Origin of the sequence: Acetobacter fabarum (assembly GCF_022483405.1) — a bacterium.
Classification (GTDB): domain Bacteria; phylum Pseudomonadota; class Alphaproteobacteria; order Acetobacterales; family Acetobacteraceae; genus Acetobacter; species Acetobacter fabarum.
Map to the genome: position 1 here is coordinate 2,748,764 of NZ_JAKVNI010000001.1, position 18,740 is coordinate 2,767,503.

21 protein-coding genes are annotated in these 18,740 nt (G+C 60.6%); 10 read left to right on the plus strand and 11 right to left on the minus strand.

Annotated features, from left to right (window positions below):
* Positions 1 to 19 precede the first annotated feature (19 nt).
* On the plus strand, positions 20 to 1,366 hold the full coding sequence (locus LKE65_RS12780) for a purine-cytosine permease family protein (RefSeq protein ID WP_278741607.1): 1,347 nt from the start codon (positions 20 to 22) through the stop codon (positions 1,364 to 1,366).
* Here the strand turns inward: LKE65_RS12780 and rlmB are convergent.
* Positions 1,330 to 2,148 (minus strand): 23S rRNA (guanosine(2251)-2'-O)-methyltransferase RlmB, encoded by an 819-nt coding sequence (gene rlmB / locus LKE65_RS12785; protein ID WP_165925138.1) that lies wholly within the window; start codon positions 2,146 to 2,148, stop codon positions 1,330 to 1,332. The two genes, LKE65_RS12780 and rlmB, sit on opposite strands and share 37 nt — an antisense overlap.
* A 201-nt stretch (positions 2,149 to 2,349) precedes the next feature.
* Between rlmB and LKE65_RS12790 the strand changes: the two genes are divergently transcribed.
* The 5 genes from LKE65_RS12790 (at position 2,350) to lptB (ending at position 6,712) form a co-directional block, all read left to right on the plus strand.
* Complete coding sequence (locus LKE65_RS12790) at positions 2,350 to 3,009, plus strand: ribonuclease D (protein ID WP_233129023.1); 660 nt, start codon at positions 2,350 to 2,352, stop codon at positions 3,007 to 3,009.
* Positions 3,010 to 3,057: 48 nt separating this feature from the next.
* Positions 3,058 to 4,062, plus strand: coding sequence for a KpsF/GutQ family sugar-phosphate isomerase (locus tag LKE65_RS12795; RefSeq protein WP_086645226.1), 1,005 nt, complete (start codon positions 3,058 to 3,060; stop codon positions 4,060 to 4,062).
* Positions 4,059 to 4,796: an LPS export ABC transporter periplasmic protein LptC gene (lptC, locus tag LKE65_RS12800; RefSeq protein ID WP_278741608.1), complete on the plus strand. Its 738-nt coding sequence runs from the start codon at positions 4,059 to 4,061 to the stop codon at positions 4,794 to 4,796. Before LKE65_RS12795 ends, lptC begins: the two co-directional genes overlap by 4 nt.
* A 93-nt stretch (positions 4,797 to 4,889) precedes the next feature.
* Positions 4,890 to 5,888: an LptA/OstA family protein gene (locus tag LKE65_RS12805; protein WP_278741885.1), complete on the plus strand. Its 999-nt coding sequence runs from the start codon at positions 4,890 to 4,892 to the stop codon at positions 5,886 to 5,888.
* A 2-nt stretch (positions 5,889 to 5,890) separates the two neighbouring features.
* Positions 5,891 to 6,712 (plus strand): LPS export ABC transporter ATP-binding protein, encoded by an 822-nt coding sequence (gene lptB, locus LKE65_RS12810; protein ID WP_095349085.1) that lies wholly within the window; start codon positions 5,891 to 5,893, stop codon positions 6,710 to 6,712.
* Between the two features lie 70 nt (positions 6,713 to 6,782).
* On the opposite strand, the gene LKE65_RS12815 is transcribed toward lptB, so the two are convergent.
* Together LKE65_RS12815 and LKE65_RS12820 are read right to left on the minus strand one after the other, a co-directional pair.
* Complete coding sequence (locus LKE65_RS12815) at positions 6,783 to 7,628, minus strand: MOSC domain-containing protein (RefSeq protein WP_278741611.1); 846 nt, start codon at positions 7,626 to 7,628, stop codon at positions 6,783 to 6,785.
* A 23-nt stretch (positions 7,629 to 7,651) separates the two neighbouring features.
* A complete protein-coding gene (locus tag LKE65_RS12820; protein ID WP_095349087.1) occupies positions 7,652 to 7,945 on the minus strand; it encodes a hypothetical protein in 294 nt (97 codons plus the stop codon).
* 321 nt (positions 7,946 to 8,266) lie between these two features.
* Between LKE65_RS12820 and hpf the strand changes: the two genes are divergently transcribed.
* Complete coding sequence (gene hpf, locus LKE65_RS12825; protein ID WP_086645221.1) at positions 8,267 to 8,878, plus strand: ribosome hibernation-promoting factor, HPF/YfiA family; 612 nt, start codon at positions 8,267 to 8,269, stop codon at positions 8,876 to 8,878.
* A 73-nt stretch (positions 8,879 to 8,951) separates the two neighbouring features.
* Here hpf and LKE65_RS12830 read toward each other — a convergent pair whose 3' ends face one another.
* Positions 8,952 to 9,218 carry a hypothetical protein gene (locus LKE65_RS12830; protein WP_086645376.1) on the minus strand — a complete coding sequence of 89 codons (267 nt, stop codon included), beginning with the start codon at positions 9,216 to 9,218 and terminating at the stop codon, positions 8,952 to 8,954.
* 19 nt (positions 9,219 to 9,237) lie between these two features.
* Positions 9,238 to 9,738 carry an Hsp20 family protein gene (locus LKE65_RS12835; protein ID WP_095349089.1) on the minus strand — a complete coding sequence of 167 codons (501 nt, stop codon included), beginning with the start codon at positions 9,736 to 9,738 and terminating at the stop codon, positions 9,238 to 9,240.
* Positions 9,739 to 9,987: 249 nt separating this feature from the next.
* Here LKE65_RS12835 and def point away from each other — a divergent pair, with 249 nt between their 5' ends.
* From def to truA, 3 genes are read left to right on the plus strand one after another with little or no spacing between them, the layout of a single operon-like run.
* Positions 9,988 to 10,548: a peptide deformylase gene (gene def, locus LKE65_RS12840; RefSeq protein WP_086645219.1), complete on the plus strand. Its 561-nt coding sequence runs from the start codon at positions 9,988 to 9,990 to the stop codon at positions 10,546 to 10,548.
* A gap of 18 nt (positions 10,549 to 10,566) precedes the next feature.
* Positions 10,567 to 11,562: a methionyl-tRNA formyltransferase gene (gene fmt, locus LKE65_RS12845; protein WP_278741615.1), complete on the plus strand. Its 996-nt coding sequence runs from the start codon at positions 10,567 to 10,569 to the stop codon at positions 11,560 to 11,562.
* Complete coding sequence (gene truA, locus LKE65_RS12850; RefSeq protein ID WP_095349092.1) at positions 11,559 to 12,362, plus strand: tRNA pseudouridine(38-40) synthase TruA; 804 nt, start codon at positions 11,559 to 11,561, stop codon at positions 12,360 to 12,362. Before fmt ends, truA begins: the two co-directional genes overlap by 4 nt.
* 53 nt (positions 12,363 to 12,415) lie before the next feature.
* On the opposite strand, the gene LKE65_RS12855 is transcribed toward truA, so the two are convergent.
* The 6 genes from LKE65_RS12855 to yidC form a co-directional block, all read right to left on the minus strand.
* Positions 12,416 to 13,039 (minus strand): hypothetical protein, encoded by a 624-nt coding sequence (locus tag LKE65_RS12855; RefSeq protein WP_086645217.1) that lies wholly within the window; start codon positions 13,037 to 13,039, stop codon positions 12,416 to 12,418.
* Positions 13,036 to 14,211: a succinyl-diaminopimelate desuccinylase gene (gene dapE / locus LKE65_RS12860; RefSeq protein ID WP_278741616.1), complete on the minus strand. Its 1,176-nt coding sequence runs from the start codon at positions 14,209 to 14,211 to the stop codon at positions 13,036 to 13,038. The genes LKE65_RS12855 and dapE overlap by 4 nt, the downstream gene beginning before the upstream one ends.
* A gap of 31 nt (positions 14,212 to 14,242) precedes the next feature.
* Positions 14,243 to 15,091 (minus strand): 2,3,4,5-tetrahydropyridine-2,6-dicarboxylate N-succinyltransferase, encoded by an 849-nt coding sequence (gene dapD, locus LKE65_RS12865; protein ID WP_086645215.1) that lies wholly within the window; start codon positions 15,089 to 15,091, stop codon positions 14,243 to 14,245.
* A 134-nt stretch (positions 15,092 to 15,225) separates the two neighbouring features.
* Positions 15,226 to 16,143 (minus strand): acetylglutamate kinase, encoded by a 918-nt coding sequence (gene argB / locus LKE65_RS12870; RefSeq protein ID WP_086645214.1) that lies wholly within the window; start codon positions 16,141 to 16,143, stop codon positions 15,226 to 15,228.
* Between the two features lie 39 nt (positions 16,144 to 16,182).
* Positions 16,183 to 16,854 carry a ribosome biogenesis GTP-binding protein YihA/YsxC gene (gene yihA, locus LKE65_RS12875; RefSeq protein ID WP_278741618.1) on the minus strand — a complete coding sequence of 224 codons (672 nt, stop codon included), beginning with the start codon at positions 16,852 to 16,854 and terminating at the stop codon, positions 16,183 to 16,185.
* Positions 16,851 to 18,623 carry a membrane protein insertase YidC gene (gene yidC, locus LKE65_RS12880; protein ID WP_278741619.1) on the minus strand — a complete coding sequence of 591 codons (1,773 nt, stop codon included), beginning with the start codon at positions 18,621 to 18,623 and terminating at the stop codon, positions 16,851 to 16,853. Before yidC ends, yihA begins: the two co-directional genes overlap by 4 nt.
* Positions 18,624 to 18,740 lie beyond the last annotated feature (117 nt).

An 18,740-nucleotide genomic window follows, 5' to 3' on the forward strand; every position in this document is an offset into this window, starting at 1 on the left:
TGCAGAAAAAACCCCAGACATGACGCAGGATACCCCCCTGCGCGCACATGCCGTAATGGAGGACATGTCCGCCGCCGCCGTGCGCGAACCTGTGCCCGAACACCTGAAAACCATGCGAATGGACCGCGTGTTCTGGAGCCATTTTGCCCCCAATCTGGGGTTGGGTGGCTGGGTTACAGGGGCGCTGCTGGCAAGCATGGGGCTGGATTTTAAAACAGGGGTGGCCGCCGTAATACTGGGCAACCTGATTGGCGCACTGCCCGTAGCACTGGCTGCTGCCATTGGCCCTGTAACCGGGCTGACGCAAATGGAAGCCTCACGCCGTGCGCTGGGGCAGATGGGCCTGCGCCTGCCTGCGTTCCTGAACTGGATTTACTGCGTGGGGTGGGACGCGGTGAACAACGTACCCGCAGCAACCGCCCTGATTGCACTGCTTCTGGCAGGCGGCATACACGCCCCGTTCTGGGCAGCCCTTGGCGTGCTGGCCGGAGTGCAGATGCTGGCCTCCATTTACGGCCATCATGTGGTGCAGACATTGCAGAAATATCTTGGCGCGTTCCTGCTGGTGGCCTTTGCGTTTATTGGCATTGTGTTTGCCCTGCGCGGGCAGGCACCACTTGGCAGCCATCACCCCGTCAGCGTGAGCACGTTTTTGCTGGCTGTGGGGGTTCTGGTCAGCTTTAACCTGTCATGGGCGTCTTATTCTTCGGATTATACGCGCTACCTGCCTGCCAGCGCCAACTCCAAAAAAGTGGTGCTGCTTGCGTTGGCCGGGTTGCTGGCTTCGGCCATTCCATTCCAGATTCTGGGCCTGATTTCAGCCGGCAGTGTGGCAGATGCTTCACCCACAGCGGTTATTGCATCGCTCCTGCATACTCTGGGCCCACTGGGTACGTTTGCGCTGGCTGCCATTGCGCTGTCTTCCATTACCGGCAATTCGTTCAATGACAATACGGCAAGTTACAGCCTTATTTCCGCCGGGGTGCATGTGCCCCGCGTTGCCGCAGCCATACTGACAGCCACACTGGGCTACGTGCTGGCCGTAGCCGGTGCAGGGCGGTACACCACGCTCTACACTGACTACCTGATGGTCACCATGTACTGGATTGCTCCGTGGATCGGCATTGTGCTGGCGGACTGGTACTGCACAGACCACGCCCCACGGCCCACGCCAATCGGATGGACGCGGGGGGCCAGCATATTTGCCATAACCACCGCCCTGACCGTTGGCCTGTTTTCCACCAGCAGCCTGTACACCGGCCCCATTGCCCGCTGGCTGGGTGGGGCCGATATTGGGTACTATGTCGGGTTTTTTGTTGCTGCTGGCTGTTACGCGGCAGGCATGCCGCGACGCACCAGTTCGTAAAGTCCGAGTGCGGCCGCAACGGACACATTCAGGCTTTCCATCTCACCGGGCATGTACAGCCCGGCAATTTCATCACAGCTTTCACGCGTCAGGCGGCGCAGGCCACGCCCTTCCGCCCCCAGCACAAGGGCTACGCGCCGCCCGTCAAACCCGGCACCGTTCAGAATTGTGCCGCCAGCATCCAGCCCCACTGTCCAGCAGCCCGCCTTTTGCAGCATTTCTATTGCGCGGGAGAGATTGACCTCACGCACAAAAGGCACGGTTTCCAGCGCGCCGGATGCGGCCTTGGCCAGCACGGCGGTTTCCTCCGGGGCATTGCGGTCCTGCACCACAATGCAGGCCGCCCCAAAGGCTGCGGCAGAGCGCAGTATGGCACCAACATTGCGCGGGTCTGTAACCTGATCAAGCACCAGCACGGGGCCGGGGCGTTCCAGCGCCTCCTCCAGCGAGAGCGAGGGCAGAATCTGCGCCAGCATGGCCACGCCCTGATGCACCGCCTCCGGTCCCAGCAGGTCGTCCAGCCGTGCGCGCTGCACCAGTTCGGGGTTGACCTGCAAGCCCCGCCCACCTGTGCGTGCGGCTTCTTCGAGCACCGGGTGTTCGGCCTCGGTCACCAGCAGGCGCTCGTACACCCTGCGCGGGTTGGCCAGAGCCGCCGCCACGGCATGTGTGCCAAACAGCCAGCATTTGCCCGCCGGGGCCGTACCATCACGCCCACCGCCACCATGGGCGGATGAACGGGAGCGGCGTGCGGGGCGTGCGGCTTTGCGGGGGTTCTGCATGGACAATACGGTTCCAGGTTGGAGTCACTCTGCCTCTCCCCTAGCGCATGAGCGGGGTATCCGCCTATCCCTACAACGGCGCGGGGGTTATCTTTGTCTGTCGCGTGCCCGGGCGTAGCAGGGAATGGACATTCCCCCCCTGCGGCTGTAATCCGTCTGATGCAAAGCAGCCTAGACACAACAGCAGAACGGGAGCGCCCCATGTCCGCAGCTCAGGGCCCATGTGCGGGCGCCATTACCCTGTATAAAAATGATCTGCCCGATGGCCTGCGCTTTACCGGCTCCATTGCCGTGGATACGGAGACAATGGGCCTGAACCCGTACCGGGACCGGCTCTGCCTTGTCCAGCTTTCCAGCGGGGATGGCACGGCCCATCTGGTCCAGCTTATACCGCCCTCCCTTGGTGGAACGGGGTATGACTGCCCCAACCTCAAGCGCGTTCTGGCAGACCCCACGCTGACCAAAATCATGCATTTTGCACGGTTTGATGTGCGCATTCTGCAACATGCGCTGGGTATTACGGTCAGCCCCGTTGTGTGCACCAAAATTGCGGCCCGGCTGGTCCGCACCTTTACGGACCGCCACGGGCTGGCCGCCCTGTGCCGGGACCTGCTGGGTGTGGATTTGAGCAAACAGCAGCAAAGCTCGGACTGGGGCGCGCCAGAGCTCAAACCCGAGCAACTGGCCTATGCCGCCTCGGACGTGCTGTACCTGCACGCGCTGTGGCACAAGCTGGACGCCCTGCTGGAGCGTGAAAACAGGCGCGATCTGGCGCAGGCATGCTATGATTTTCTGCCCACGCGCGCACGGCTGGACATGATGGGTTACGAAGACCCGGATATTTTCTCCCACCGCGCCTGAGCAACGGCGTATCTGGCACCCCTTTGCCACCGGACCGACCTGACACCCATGACACCCCCAGCCCACACCACGCCCCCCACCCCCGATATGGACGCCGCAGCGACCGTGCGCATGGAGCAGGCCGGGCTGAATGCACTGGCTCTTGCGCTGGAAGACCCCTCCGGCTTGGGGGGGGCATTTGCTCAGGCTGTGGCTGTTCTACTGGGCATTACCGGCCGGGTGGCGGTTACGGGCATTGGCAAGTCCGGCCATGTTGCGCGCAAAATACAGGCAACGCTGGCCTCCACGGGTACGCCCTCGTTTTATGTGCACCCTGCCGAAGCCTCGCACGGGGATCTGGGCATGGTGTTGCCCGCAGATGCCATTCTGGCGTTTTCCAATTCGGGGGAAACCACGGAACTGGCCGACATTGCCGCCCATGCCCTGCGCACCGGCCAACCCCTGCTGGCCGTAACCAGCAAGGCTACCTCCACACTGGCCACAACAGCCACACTGGCCCTGACCCTGCCCGCCATGCCAGAAGCCTGCCCCATGGGGCTGGCCCCCACCACCAGCACGCTCATGCAGCTTGCCTTTGGTGATGCACTGGCCGTGGCCCTGCTGCGGCAGCGGGGCTTTACCGCAACAGAATTTGGAGCATTCCACCCCGGTGGCAGGCTGGGCGCACGCCTGCGCACGGTGCGCGAGGTCATGCACACAGGCAACGCCATGCCCCTGACCGCGCCTGACACGCCCATGCGGGATGTCATTATGGAAATGACACACAAGGCGCTAGGCTGCGTGGGCATTGTGGGGCAGAATGGGGAACTGGCGGGGCTGATCACGGATGGTGACCTGCGTCGCGCGCTGGACCATGACCTTACAACCACACTGGCACAAAACATTATGAACCCACGCCCGCTCACCATAAACCCGGATGTGCTTGCCTCCGAGGCGTTGCAGGTCATGAATGCGCGTGAGCGGCCCGTTACTGCCCTTTTTGTTCTTAACCCCGCAGGCCAGCCCATTGGGGTTGTCCACCTGCATGATCTGGTCCGGGCAGGCGTTGGATGACAGACACCCCCGGCAAACGCCCCGAGCGTGAGGACTACGCCCGATCGGGCGTGGATATACAGCAGCAGCGCGAACGCCTTGCGGCGTCGTCCATCCGGCGCAAGGTGCCAGATGCCGCCACACTGGCGCGCAGGCGCACCATGCTGCGTTGGGCCAAATGGCTGCTACCTGCCACGGCTCTGCTGCTTTTGTCCGCCATTGCCGTCTGGCCTGAAGTGGAGCACCTGATAAGCGCCAACCAGACCACCATGCGCGAGTTAAGCAAGGTCAAGATAGAAAGCGGCAACCTTGTCGGGGCCACCTACCGTGGCGTGGATGAACACGACCGCCCGTTCACGATCACGGCGGATACGGTGCATCAGGCCCCCGGCAACAGGCTGGACCTGAACAACCCCATGGCCGACATTCTGACACAGGGGGGGGACTGGCTTATGGTCCGATCGGAAAAAGGCGTTTACATGCAACACGCACAGATTCTTGACCTGACCGGAGAAGTCACCCTGTATCGCGATGATGGCCTGATGATGCACACCCCCCTTGCCGATATTGACATCAAGGCAGGCATTATCACCTCTGATTCATGGGTCCGGGCAGAAGGCCCGTTTGGCTCGCTGGATGCGCGTGGCTTCCTGCTCAGCCAGCACGATGGTCTGGCCCAGTTCCGTGGCCCCGGCCGCCTGATCCTTAATGATGACCGCCAGAACGATGCCAAGACTGGCAAAAAGGCATCCTGAAGCATGACAACACAAGCCTCGCCCTCCCCTTCCTCCGCCATACGCTCCTTTGCGCGCTGCTGGTGCCTGCTGGCCAGCCTGCCCGCAGGCGGCATGCTCTGGCATGGTGCGGCACAGGCGCAGGCGATTGACCTGTCTCATGGCGGGCAGATTGCGGTAACAGCTCTGGGCGGGTTTGACTGGGACCAGAACCTTAAAAAAGTCATTGCCTATGATCAAGCCAAAGCCGTGCGGAACAACGCCACGGTCACGGCGGACAAGCTGATCGCCTATTACCGCAAAAAGCTGCCGACCGGCACCACAGCCACCACACAGACCGAACAGGCAGCCCCCCCGCCTGCCGTCCAGCCGGACCACCCCACCCCCGACCCGGCCCCGTCCACCACAACGGCAACGCCACCGGGCACCACGTCCTCCACCACCACGACGGGTGACGACAAGACCGCCGATGGCCAGGACTCCGGCTCGAACGAAATTTACCGGCTGGAAGCCATAGGCCACGTCCATATCTTTACCGATACCGATCAGGCATGGGGGGATAAGGCGGTCTATGACATGGACAAGGCCGTGCTGGTCATGACCGGCAAAAACCTCCGGCTGACAACCCCGCAGGATGTGCTGACCGCGCGGGATTCCATGGAATATTACTCACAGCAGCATATTTCCATTGGCCGGGGCGATGCCACCGTAACCACGGATGATCACAGGCAGATTCGGGCCGATGTACTTGTGGGGTACAGCACCCCGGTTGATACCCCCAAAACGGCAACCCCAAGCCAGAACAAAACCGGCAGTTCGGGGGACCCCCTTGCCTCCAGCTCCAACAAGCTGGAAAAGGTCAATGCCTTCGGCCATGTATGGGTCCGCACCCAGACCGAAATCGTAACCGGTGACCGCGGCGTGTATGTGCCGGATTCGGGCATAGCCCGCATTGTTGGCAACGTGCATATTACACGCGGGCCAAACCAGATTCAGGGGGCTGCGGCCATTATTAACATGCACACGGGTATCGCCACCATGACAGAGCGGCCGGGCAACCGGGTAAGCGGGCTTATTGTTCCCAATAATGGCGATTCATCGGACAGGAAGTAACAATGAACCGGGAAGTAAGCTGGACGTCCGAGGAAACGGTGCGCGAAGAAGTTGTAAGCATTGGCCCAGAACCCATTGACCTGAGCGCCCCCCACAAGCCCGGGCACGGCCTGATCGCCCATAACATTGGCAAAAGCTACAAAAAGCGTCAGGTGGTCAAAAACGTCTCGCTCGAGGTACACAGGGGGGAGGCCGTTGGCCTGCTTGGCCCTAACGGCGCAGGCAAAACCACCAGCTTTTACATGATTGTGGGGCTGGTCCAGCCCGATACCGGCACCATTACGCTGGATGGGGCCGACATTACCCAGCTCCCCATGTACCGGCGCGCACGCCTTGGCATTGGCTACCTACCGCAGGAAGCCAGCATTTTTCGGGGCCTGAATGTGGAGCAGAACATTATGGCGGCACTGGAGGTGGTTGAACCCGACCCCGACCAGCGGCAGGTCATGCTGGATGGGCTGCTCAACGAATTTGGCATTACCCGCCTGCGCCACTCCCCTTCCCTCGCCCTGTCCGGTGGGGAGCGCAGACGGCTGGAAATTGCACGCGCACTCGCCAGCCAGCCGCACTACATCCTGCTGGATGAACCTCTGGCCGGGATTGACCCCATTGCCGTGGGCGAAATCCGTGATCTGGTTTCCCACCTCAAGGACCGGGGGATCGGGGTGCTGATTACCGACCACAACGTGCGTGAAACACTCGAAGTGATTGACCGCGCCTACATCATGCATAGCGGGCAGGTTCTGATGCAGGGCGTGCCGGAAGAAATTGTCGCGCATGAGGACGTCCGGCGCGTTTATCTGGGCGATAGCTTCTCGCTCTAACCCGGCATCCAGCATCCAGAGCAGGCATGGCTGAACCGGGGGGTATAAGACCCTACCCCCTCGGCTTTGTTCAGGCCTGCATATCCAGCAGGTTGGAAGGGCCTTCCTCCAGCACCTGGGCTTTATCCCCCACGCTGATCAGCCCGCCTTTTTCCACCACTGCATTCTGCGCAAACATAACCCCACCCTGCGCACGCCGGAAGCTGGCCAGTGTGGCCAGTGGTTCCTTGGGGTTAGGCACCTGCGCCGTATTCTGGTCGATGGATGTGACCACACAGCGCGAGCACGGGGCGAGCACACGCACCACAACACTCCCGCCAATGGATAAACGCCGCCACCCGTCCTCCGCCCAGGGTTGTGCGCCACTCAGCACAATATTGGCCCTGAAGCGGGTCATGGGCACTCCCTGCCCTGCGGGCAGGCGTGTATTCAGGTCATCCAGCGAGGCAGTATTGGCCAGCAGAAGCGGGTAGCCATCTGCAAAAGAAACGGGGCGTGGCTGCGCGCCAAGCTGGCGGATACGCGCCAGCTCTGGCCGGTGCATCCACACCAGCCGGCACGGCTGCCCCAATGCCTGCTCCAGCCATGTTGCGGCCGTATCGCCCGCATCGCGCGCCTGTACCTGATCCTTCCAGACCGTTACCACCGCCATGGGGGCCTCGGAGCCGGGAAAACGCACCGGGCAGGGCGGCATGCCTGCACGGGTAAGCGTCAGGCCCTCCGCTGTGGGAATGGGCGTTACCAGCGCCATGGCGCGGCAGGTGCGCTGGGTTATAAACCTGCCATCGGGGGCCACCACCATCCACCGGCGGTCACCCTCCAGCCCCCACGGGCTGAGCATGGCGGCGGGAGGAGAAAGCCCATGCAACCCTTTGACCGGGTAGATATGCACGCTGGCCACGCATAGTTCGCTCACACCCTATCTCCAGTTCAGGTAATTCAGGGCTGCTGCGCCGCAGCTCCCGGCAAAACCGGGGGAGCCGCCACAGCCAGCGGTGGCGGCGGAAGCATGGTTATGGGGGGTGCCGGTGGCGCAGCCAGCCTGGGCGGGGCCACAACGGTTACCGGAATATCCACCCGCTCCATGACCGGGCGAATTTTCTGGTGTGTCACATGCCACATAAAGCCGCCATACAACGCCACAAGGGCCGCAAGGCACCCCAGCTTGATCTGCCACCCCCAGCCACGCGGCATTTTGGGCATATGCTCAGGTGGAGCGGAACGTAAAAGCATGGTGGGCAAATATCCGGATAACAACGTGTAGGCCTGCACATCCTGTGTAGGCACAGGGTGGGGCTGGCGACAAGCCTGCCATGCGCCTTTATATTTTTATCCAACGCATCGGCCATGCAACCAGCGGGCAAAGCTTTGCATTATATCTGTAACAAAGGCATGGACATAAACACCTTACCCATGCCCAAATACAGGATGAAACATTGCAGACCCTGCCTGCAATGCAACACAGGCCAGTCCATTGCTCCGCAGTGCCGCCTGAACGGGTACTGAGCTGTTTGGAGGGTGGACCGTCCTGCCAGTCGCAAGGAACGATGTCCTATGCATATTCAGGTTTCCGGTAAACAGATTGATCTTTCCGACGCCTTGAAACATCGGGTTAACACCCATCTGGGTAATCTTGCGGAGCGATATTTTGATACAGGGCTACAGGCGCAGGTCACCTTTGGTAAGGCCCGCTCCTTTTTTACATGCGACATCAACGTAAAAGCCGGCCGGGGTCTGGTCCTGCGTGGAGAAGGCGAAGCCGCAGATGCCAATGCCGCCTTTGATGATGCCGCCGAGCACATTGCCAAGCGCCTGCGCCGTTACCACAAGCGCGTCACCTCCCATGCCCGTTCCACCACCCGGCAGGAACTGCCCGAACGCGCACGCTCCTACGTTCTGCAACCCATAGAAGAACACGAGACAGACGCAGCCCCCTCCGCCCCCCTGACAACGGAGGAGGAAACCTTTGCCACCATTATTGCCGAACAGCCTGCGGATATTCCCGTGCTCTCGGTCGGTGAGGCCGTGATGCGGCTGGACCTGTCGGGCCAGAACTTCCTGCTTTTCCGCAATTCGGCCAGCCGCCATATCAGCCTTGTTTACCGCCGGGACGATGGCAACATCGGCTGGCTGGACACAGCCCCGCTGGATCCCCCCCCAGCCTGATCTGGCAGGCCATGCCCCTAACAAAAAAGGACCGGCGCAAACCGGTCCTTTTTTATAATCCCATCAACACGGGTTACTGGAGAGAAGCTGGCACCATGTCATTCTGCACAATGGCGCCCCATGCTGTTTCCATGTCATCCACCACGGCCAGCAGCGACCCGTCGGCTGCGTAAATGGCGCAGCCTTCCTCGCCGTCCTCCAGAGTAGCCGGGCGCGTATAGGCGACCTTGCTCAACCCAAGGGAGCGGAACTGCATATCCGAAAGTTGCCGCACATCCGCCACACGTTCGGCCTGCGGCAGACCAGCTGGCATGTAACCACCCTGCATGCTGCTTTTCATTGCGTCCTCCTTCCGGGTTTCAACTACCATCCACATCCATAACCGGATGCAGCATACGCGGCGTGGGCCGGGGCTTAACGCCGGTGCTCGCACCAACCTGCCCTTTTTGCCCACCCTGCATAATTTCGATCTGCTTGACCCTGACCTCGGGCTGAGGGCGGAACAGGTCAATGTGCAACAGCCCGTTATCCAGCCATGCACCGCCGATTTCTATGCCCTCGGCCAGCACAAACGCCTTCTGGAACTGGCGGGAGGCAATACCACGATGCAGGTAAACACGCTCCTCCCCCTCTTCCGCCTGACGCCCACGGATAACAAGCTGGTTGTCCTCTTGCGTGATCTGGAGATCTTCCATCCGAAAACCGGCAACCGCAAGGGTAATACGCAGGCCGTTGGGGGCTATCTGCTCTATGTTGTAAGGTGGATACCCGTCACCCGAACCCTTGCTGGCGCGCTCCAGCATCTGTTCCAGATGATCAAAACCCAAAAACATGGGCGAGCCAAAAAGCCTGCCTGACATCGTACAAGCCTCCTCCTTTCTGAGCGAGACGTATAAAACCGGACCCGCCACGGCATCCGATCTCTCCACGATATGGGATAGAAGCGGGCACACGCAACCCTGTGTCCCGCTTCATTATGGCCTGATGGGCACACACTGTGGTCTGCACGCCATATTGTGGCGGCAAAGTTACAGGTTTTTTGTGCAAGAAAAGCTTTTCTTGCCGTTTTGTGCTGGCATCCACCACAACGGAACGCTAAATCGGGCTGTATGACAAACGCAGCCCTGACAGACGCCGCATTTTCCGCTGCCTCGGATAAAGCGGCCCCCATGACCATCCTGACGCCGCCCCACCCCGTGCTGCGCCAGAAAGCCAGACTGGTCAAACCCGAAGACATGGCGGAAATCCAGAAGATTCTCCCCGGCATGTTTGCCGCCATGTACCAAGCCCCCGGCATTGGGCTGGCCGCCCCGCAGGTTGGCCTGAGCCAGCGGTTTGTTCTGATTGATCTGGGCGAAAAAGAAAACCGCGAGCCCATGATCCTGATCAACCCGGAAATTGTGGCCGAAACGGAAGAAATGGCCACGCGGGAGGAAGGCTGCCTTTCCCTCCCCAGCCAGTACGCCGAAGTGGTCCGCCCCGAAAAAGTGCGTGTGCGCTGGCAGACCATTAATGGCGACAAACAGGAGCGTGATGTGGACGGGCTGCTGGCCACCTGCATCCAGCACGAACTTGACCACCTTGATGGTGTTCTGTTTGTGGACCACCTGTCCGCCCTGCGCCGCAACATGATCCTGCGCCGTCTGGCCAAGGACCTGAAGCGCAACTAAGTGGAAAAATCCCGCCCGATGCGTCTTGTTTTTATGGGTACGCCAGATTTTGCCGTACCCGCCCTAAAGGCACTCCATGCCGCCGGGCACGACATTGCTGCCGTCTATTCCCAGCCCCCCCGCCCGGCCGGGCGGGGTAAGGCACTGCGTGCATCCCCCGTGCAGCAGGCCGCACAGGAGCTTGGTCTGCCAGTGCGCCACCCGCTCTCGCTGCGCAATAATCCGCAGGCATGGGAAGAGTTTGCAGCACTAGGGGCCGATGCCGCCATTGTTGCAGCGTACGGGCTGATCCTGCCCCAGACCATGCTGGACGCTCCCCGGCTGGGCTGCCTGAACATCCATGCCAGCCTGCTGCCCCGCTGGCGGGGAGCATCCCCGATCCAGAGTTCCATTCTGGCCGGAGATACCCAAAGTGGTGTGACCATCATGCAGATGGAAGCCGGGCTGGACACAGGCCCCATGCTGCTGCGTGAGGCCGTTCCCATTACAGATAAAACAACCGCTTCCACCCTGCACGACGCCCTGAGCGCTCTGGGGGGAGAAATGGTGCTGCGGGTATTGCAGGACTTCCCCCCGACCAGCGCCAACACGGCAGATACACAGGCCCGCATAGCCGCAAACCGCCCGGCACGGCAGGTACAGCCAGATACAGGCGTAACCTACGCCCCCCGCCTGACGCGCGAAGACGGCCGTATTGACTGGACGCAGGACGCCACAACCATCGACCGCCAGATTCGTGCCCTCACACCTTGGCCCGGCACCTTCACCACGCTGGAAGATGGCACGGTTATCAAAATCGGGGGGGGCATACCGCTTCCCGGCAACCCGGCTGCGCAGCAGCCCGGCACGGTTGTGGACGACCAACTAACCGTGGCCTGTGCCACAGGCTGCATCCGCCTGACCCGCCTACAACGCCCCGGTCGCGGCATGATGGAAGCCGATGCGTTCCTGCGTGGGCAACCCCTGCCTGCGGGCACCCGCCTTGGCACCCCTGCGCCTGACAGCACCCAATGACCACCCCCGCCATCCAGCGCTGGGCTGTTCAACTGGAATATGACGGGCGTGGGCTTGTCGGCTGGCAAAGGCAGGCTTCAGGCCTGTCTGTTCAGGCCTTGCTGGAAGAAGCCGCCTTTCGCCTTGCCGGTGGCAGGCCCGTACCCAGCATTACAGCGGGGCGCACGGATTCTGGCGTGCATGCGCTTGCGCAGGTCGCGCATCTGGACTTCCCGGCAGATGCCAGTTTTTCCAGCTATTCCGTGCGGGAGGGGTTGAGTTACCACCTTAAACCCCATGCCGTGGTTGTGCTGGATGCGGCCCCGGTCAGCCTGGACTGGAGCGCCCGGTTTTCTGCCACATGGCGCTCTTACCGCTACCGTATTCTCAACCGGCGCACACGCCCTGCACTGGCCGAAGGCCATGTCTGGCACGTTAAATCCCCACTGGATGTGCACCGTATGCAGCAGGCCGCCAACATGCTGCTAGGCCTGCACGATTTTACATCCTTCCGCGCCGTGGCCTGTCAGGCCAACAGCCCTGTCCGCACACTGGACCAGTTGGACATTACGCGTGAAGGGGATGAAGTGGTGGTGTTTGCCAAGGCCCGCTCATTTTTGCACCATCAGGTCCGCAACATGGTGGGGACACTCAAAAAGGTGGGAACCGGCGCATGGGAGCCCGAACGGGTGGCTCAGGCTCTGGCGGCGCGCGACCGGAGTGCCGCTGGCCCCACAGCTCCGCCAGACGGCTTATATTTAAATGGTGTTGGCTATGAGCCAGACCCGTTTGCCAGCCCGACCCCACAAAACCGCACATAAGCCACCTTACTGGCGGCTTACATCCAGCCTTAAAGCAAAAAAGGGTATCCCCCTTATTTTGCCTTAACGTTCACCATTGGCTGGAGCAGGTCGTGAATAACCATGTAATGCGGGGGCAGCAGCGCGGCCAGCCCATAAAGCGTGGCTGATGCCACCAGAATGGACACATACAACAACGCAGCCCGGCCACCGGAAATACCCAGCCCCACCTTGGCCACAAACCATTGCAGCCAGAGCTCGTACGCTGCGGCACACAATGCCAGTGCCCCGATAAAAACCTGCTGGCGCGCGATATCCGGCGTAATAACCGCCGCAATAACCGCACAGGCCAGCGAGATCAGCACCACAACCCAACCACACCATGTTGCAGCCGTTATGTAGCGTAGCCAGAGTGCCCCACGCCCCCAGCGCTGGGCATAAAATTGGGAAATAACCGCAGGAAGCAACAGCACGCAAAAGGAAAGGAGCAGTTTGGTCGCGGACATGACCTTATCAGGCAGCAGGAAGATCTGAATCCCCCCTACCAGTATGCAGGCCATCTGTGGCGCAAGGGCTGCACCAAAGGCGTCTGGCGTGCCTTCAAAACAGGCCAGCCCTTCCCGCTTGCCAGCGGCCAACTGCAACATGCCCTGCACTATGCGCCTAGCCGCGCCCAGCTTGCCTGTATCTGGGATCACACCCCTACCCCTTTTAAAAAGGCTTCGTAAATCCGGGTCAGTTTTTCCATGTCAGCAACAGCGGCATGTTCATCCACTTTGTGGATACTGGCCCCGACCAGACCAAACTCCGCAACCGGGCAGTAACGGGCAATAAAGCGCGCATCTGACGTGCCTCCGCCCGTGTCCAGTTTGGGAGAAAGCCCGGTCACGCTTGTAATGGCCTCTTGCAGCACGGCCATTTCCGCCCCCGGGGGAGCAAAAAAGGATTCGCCGCTAATGCTGATCTCCACCTGTGCGCGCGGTGCATGCTGGGCGCATACGGTTTTGATCCACCCACCAAGGGCAGCACCGGTGTGCAGGTCATTGAACCGGATGTTCAGCCGTGCTTCCGCCCGTGCAGGAATAAGGTTGGTGGCCGTATTCCCCACATCCAGACTGGTGACCTGAAGGCTTGAAGGCTCAAAATACTCCGAACCATGGTCCAGCGGTGTAGCGCGCAGGACCGCCAGCACTGCAAGCAGGCGATGCACAGGATTGTCCGCCCGGTGCGGGTAGGCCACATGCCCCTGCGTGCCCTCGACCACAATACGGGCGTTCAGGCTGCCACGGCGGCCGACCTTGACCATCTCACCCAATGTCTGGGGGTTTGTGGGCTCCCCCACCAAGCAGTAATCGGGAATCTGGCCCTGTACGGCCATCCATTCCAGCACCTTCTGGGTGCCGTAGGTGGCTGGGCCTTCCTCATCCCCTGTAATCAGCAGGCTGATGGAGCCTTTGCCAACCCCGCTCTGTACCCGGCGGGCAATGGCAGCCACGCAGGCGGCAATGCCGCCTTTCATGTCGCACGCACCGCGGCCATAGAGCACACCATCCACAACATCTGCGGCAAAGGGAGGGTGCGTCCAGTCTGCTTCGTTCCCGGCGGGGACCACATCCGTATGGCCTGCGTAGCAGATATGGGGTGCCCCTTCGCCCAGACGGGCAAACAGGTTGGGGGTACGCTCCGCCCCTTCACCAAAAGGCAGGTGGGTTACGGTAAAACCAAGGCGCTCCAGCATGGCCCCCAGCAGGTGCTGGGATTCACCGGGGTCGGGAGAAACAGACGGTTGACGGATGAGCAAACGGGCCACACCCAGCGGGTCTGTCAACGCCAGATCAGCGGGAAGGGAGCCGGATGTGGCCTTTGTCATACGTCAGTCTCGTCCTTTACGTCTGGCGTGCTTAGTCGCGCAGCAGTTCGTTGATGGAGGTTTTGGAGCGGGTACGCTCATCAACACGCTTGACAATAACCGCACAGGCCAGTGCCGGGTTAGGGCGACCATCCGGACCAACCGGGTTGGAAGACGGCATGGTGCCCGGCACCACAACGGAATAGGCCGGTACGCGACCCATGTAGATTTCGCCTGTTGCGCGGTCCACAATTTTGGTGGAAGCCCCAAGGAACACACCCATGGACAGAACGGAACCCCGTTCAACAATAACGCCTTCAGCCACTTCGGAGCGGGCACCGATAAAGCAGTTGTCCTCGATAATAACCGGGGCAGCCTGCAACGGCTCCAGCACGCCACCAATGCCTGCGCCACCGCTGATATGGCAGTTCTTGCCAATCTGCGCACAGCTGCCAACAGTTGCCCACGTGTCCACCATGGTCCCGCTGTCCACGCGAGCACCAACGTTGACAAAGCTCGGCATCAGCACGGCCCCAGGGGCAATAAAGGCAGAGCGGCGCACAACTGCACCCGGCACTACGCGGAACCCGGCTTTGTCAAAACGGGCCTGATCCCAGCCAGCAAACTTGAGGGGCACCTTATCGTAAGCCGGAGCACCTGCTGCGCCACCGGGCTGAACAATGCTGTCATTCAGGCGGAAGGAGAGCAGCACGGCTTTTTTCAGCCATTCATGCACAACCCAACCATCTTCCTGCGGGGCAGCCACGCGCAGGCGACCAGAATCCAGCGCTTCAAGCGCTGTTTCAATGGCGTCACGGTCTTTGCCCACGGTTGCGGAAGAAATGCGATCGCGCTCTTCCCACAGGGTTTCAATGTGAGCGCGGAGGGTTTCGTCTGTCATGGCACACCAATCAGAAACATGAAAAATAAACCCGGGCGACAGGCCCGCCCGGCAACAAAAGAGGAAAAGACCATGCGGACAGGGGCCTGTCCTGTCAACGCAGGTCTTGTTCTGTTACCCCTGCCCGCGCAGCCTTATTCCGCGCGGATAAGCGTGCCCGAGCCGGAAGCCGTAAACAGTTCCAGCAGGCAGGCATGGGGCATGCGGCCATCAATAATAACAGCCCCGCGTGCGCCACCCTGCACAGCCTCGATGCAGGTTTCCACCTTGGGGATCATGCCGCCGGTAATCACCCCTTCCTCAATGGCCTGACGCGCCTGTGCGGCGGTCAGTTCGGGAATAAGGTTACCCTGCTTGTCCAGCACGCCGGGAACATCAGTCAGCATCAGCAGGCGGGTCGCATGTACGGCCCCTGCCACTGCACCGGCTGCGGTGTCGGCATTGATGTTATAGGTCTCGCCATCTTCACCAAGGCCTACCGGCGCAATAACCGGAATAAGCCCCGAACCGGAGAGGGCGTAGATCACACGCGGGTCAACCTTGACTGGCTCCCCCACAAAACCCAGATCCAGCACGCGCTCGATCTGGCTGTCCATATCCCGCACGGTGCGCCGCATCTTGCGGGCGGTGATCATTTTGCCATCCTTGCCCGAAATCCCGACGGCAAGCGCCCCGGCCTCGCAGATCAGTTCGGCCACCTGCTTGTTGACCGAACCGGCCAGAACCATCTCGATCACATCCACCACATTGGCGTCCGTAACCCGCAGCCCGTCAATGAAGTGGGAGGGAATATCCAGCCGTTTGAGCATCTGGTTGATCTGCGGACCACCCCCATGCACCACAACCGGGTTAATGCCCACCTGCTTGAGCAGGGCAATATCCCGCCCAAAGGTTTTGGCCAGCCCTACATCCCCCATTGCGTGGCCACCGTACTTGACCACAATGGTATCCCCCGCGTAGCGCCGCAGGTACGGCAGGGCATTGGCCAGCACGGCAGCTTCATGCAAAGCATCATGCTTGTCGCCGGTAGAAGGAAGTCTCGGTTCAGTCATGCTGTGAAAATCCTGCCGTCGTCTGTCCATAATCCCTGATCACGCCAGGGCAAACTCTGCCAGTTCCGTCCGCAATGCCTCAATACCCAGCCCGGTCTGGCTGCTGGTAAGAGAAAGATGCGGAAAAGCGGCTGCATGGCGTGCAATTTCAGCCTCTACATCAGCCTGCTTGCGGGCCAGTGCGGTGGGCTTAACATCATCACACTTGGTCAGCACAACCTGAAAGCTGACAGCGGCACGGTCCAGAAGCTTCATAACTTCCTGATCATGCGTTTTCATTTCCACACGTGCATCCAGCAGCAGCACGACCCTGCGCAGGCTGGGGCGGCCACGCAGGTAATCGAACATCATCTCCTGCCAGTCTTCCTTTACGGATTTGGCAGCGCGGGCATAGCCGTAGCCGGGCATGTCCACCAGCATCAGGCGCTGTGCGAGATCAAAGAAGTTGAGCTGCTTGGTCCGCCCCGGCTCGGAGGAGGCACGGGCCAGTGTCTTACGCCCCGTGAGGGCATTGATCAGGCTGGACTTGCCCACATTGGAGCGCCCGGCAAATGCAATTTCAGGCAGTGTCTGCGGTGGCAGTTGGCCCAGCTTCTGGGCACCAAACACAAAATCGCATGAACCGGCAAAAAGCCGCCGCCCTTCTTCCAGAGCGGCGGCGATGTCTGCTTCGTCCTTCAGTTCGCGGAAAGAAGGCTCTTGATACGTCATTTTTTGGCAACCAGTTGGGGCTTGGCGTCCGCCGCCTTAAGCCGACCCATGATGATAATCTGCTGTATGGCGGTCAGCACGTTGCTCCAGCAGTAGTAAATGACCAGACCCACGGGCTGCCGCGCCATGAAGAAGGTGAACAGCAGCGGAATGAACATCATTACCTTCTGCTGCGCGGGGTCCATGCTGGTGGAGCTGGCACTGACCTTCTGCATGACAAACATGGTCGCACCGTAAATGATGGGCCACGCCCCAAGCGTGAGAATGGGCAGGATCTGAGCCGGATCAAAGGGGATCAGACCGAATAGATTGAAGATATTGGTCGGGTCCTGAGCAGAAAGATCCTTCACCCAGCCAATAAAGGGCGCATGCCGCATTTCAATCGTGACATACAGGTCCTTGTAAAGGCACCAGAACACGGGAGCCTGAATGAACAGGGGCAGAAAGCCGCCGAACAGACTGACATTTTCCTTGCGGTACAGCATCATGATCTGCTGCTGCATCACCACCGGATCATCCTTGTGGCGTGCCCGGATAAGGTCCACCTGCGGCTTCAGGCGCGAGGTCTTCCAGGTCATGCGCATCTGCTTGATGGTCAGCGGCAGGAAGGCCACCTTCACGATAACCGTAAAGGTCAGCAGCGCCAGACCAAAGCTGCCCAGATGGCTGTTCAGCCAGTCCAGCACAAAAAACACAGGACGAGTCAGGAAGGAAAGCCACCCGAAGTCCACGGCCTTCCAGAACATGGGAATATGCAGGTCGTGTTCGTACTGCTCAAGCAGCCGCACTTCCTTGGCACCAGCAAACACATGCGCCTGAGTGGAGATGGTCTGCCCAGCCCCCACCTGCATGGGAGCCGTTGCCGTAAACCCGACCTGATACTGCGTTTGCGCAGCCTGCCACGCATACGTCCCCACCACGCTTGCAGCCTGATCGGGCACAATGGCCATAAGCCAGTATTTATCGGTAATCCCGGCCCAGCCGCCTGTACCCTGATGACTCCAGGCCACGTTTTCAGGCGGCACACCATCATTACGGACGGACTTGTAGGACCCTTCGTTCAGGCGGCCATCAATGACCGAAATCGGGCCTTCATGCACCAGCATACCGCCGGTTTCTTCCGGGGTGTAACCACGGTTCACACGGTAGTAGGGGTACAGGGCAATGCTCTGCCCCGTTGCATTGTGCACGCGCTGGGTGACCGTGAACATATAGTCCTTGTCCACCCCAAGAGCGACTTCAAACGTCAGCCCTGCACCGTTGTCCCAGCTCAGGGTCAGCGGGTGTTCGCCATCAAGCCGCGTGCCGGAGGCTTTCCACAACGTGTGGGCGTTCGGCAGGGCGACCGGCACATCGGACGATGCCGCGCGCCAGCCGAAATCCACATAATCAGCCCGCTTGGTATCCACAGGACTGAGAACGCGTACGTCCGGGCTGTTGGGCTTTACGGTTTCGCGGTACTGCTTGAGCACCAGATCATCCAGCCGGGCACCACGCAGGTTGATGCTCCCCTGAACGGACGGGGCATTAATGGCAATGCGGGTATCCGGCCCATCGGGCACATCCGCGACCGCCGCAGTAGCAGCCTGTGCAGTGGTTGCCTGACCCGCGCCAGCAACTGCTGCCGAGGCTGGAGCGGCCTGGCTGGCTACAGTCTGAGTTACCTGCGGAGCAGGCTGATGTGCCGGAGCCTGGGGAAAGAAGTAATCAAACCCGATAAGAACCAGAGCTGACAACAGCGTTGCCAGTATGAGACGTTTTGAATCCATGAGCTCTGGCCTACAGGCCCCCTGCACATAACAAAAATGGAAAACTCAACACCCACCCCAAGGGGCGGTCTTGAACGGCACAACCGTGTTCCAGCGCAGGATTGACAGGAATGCAAG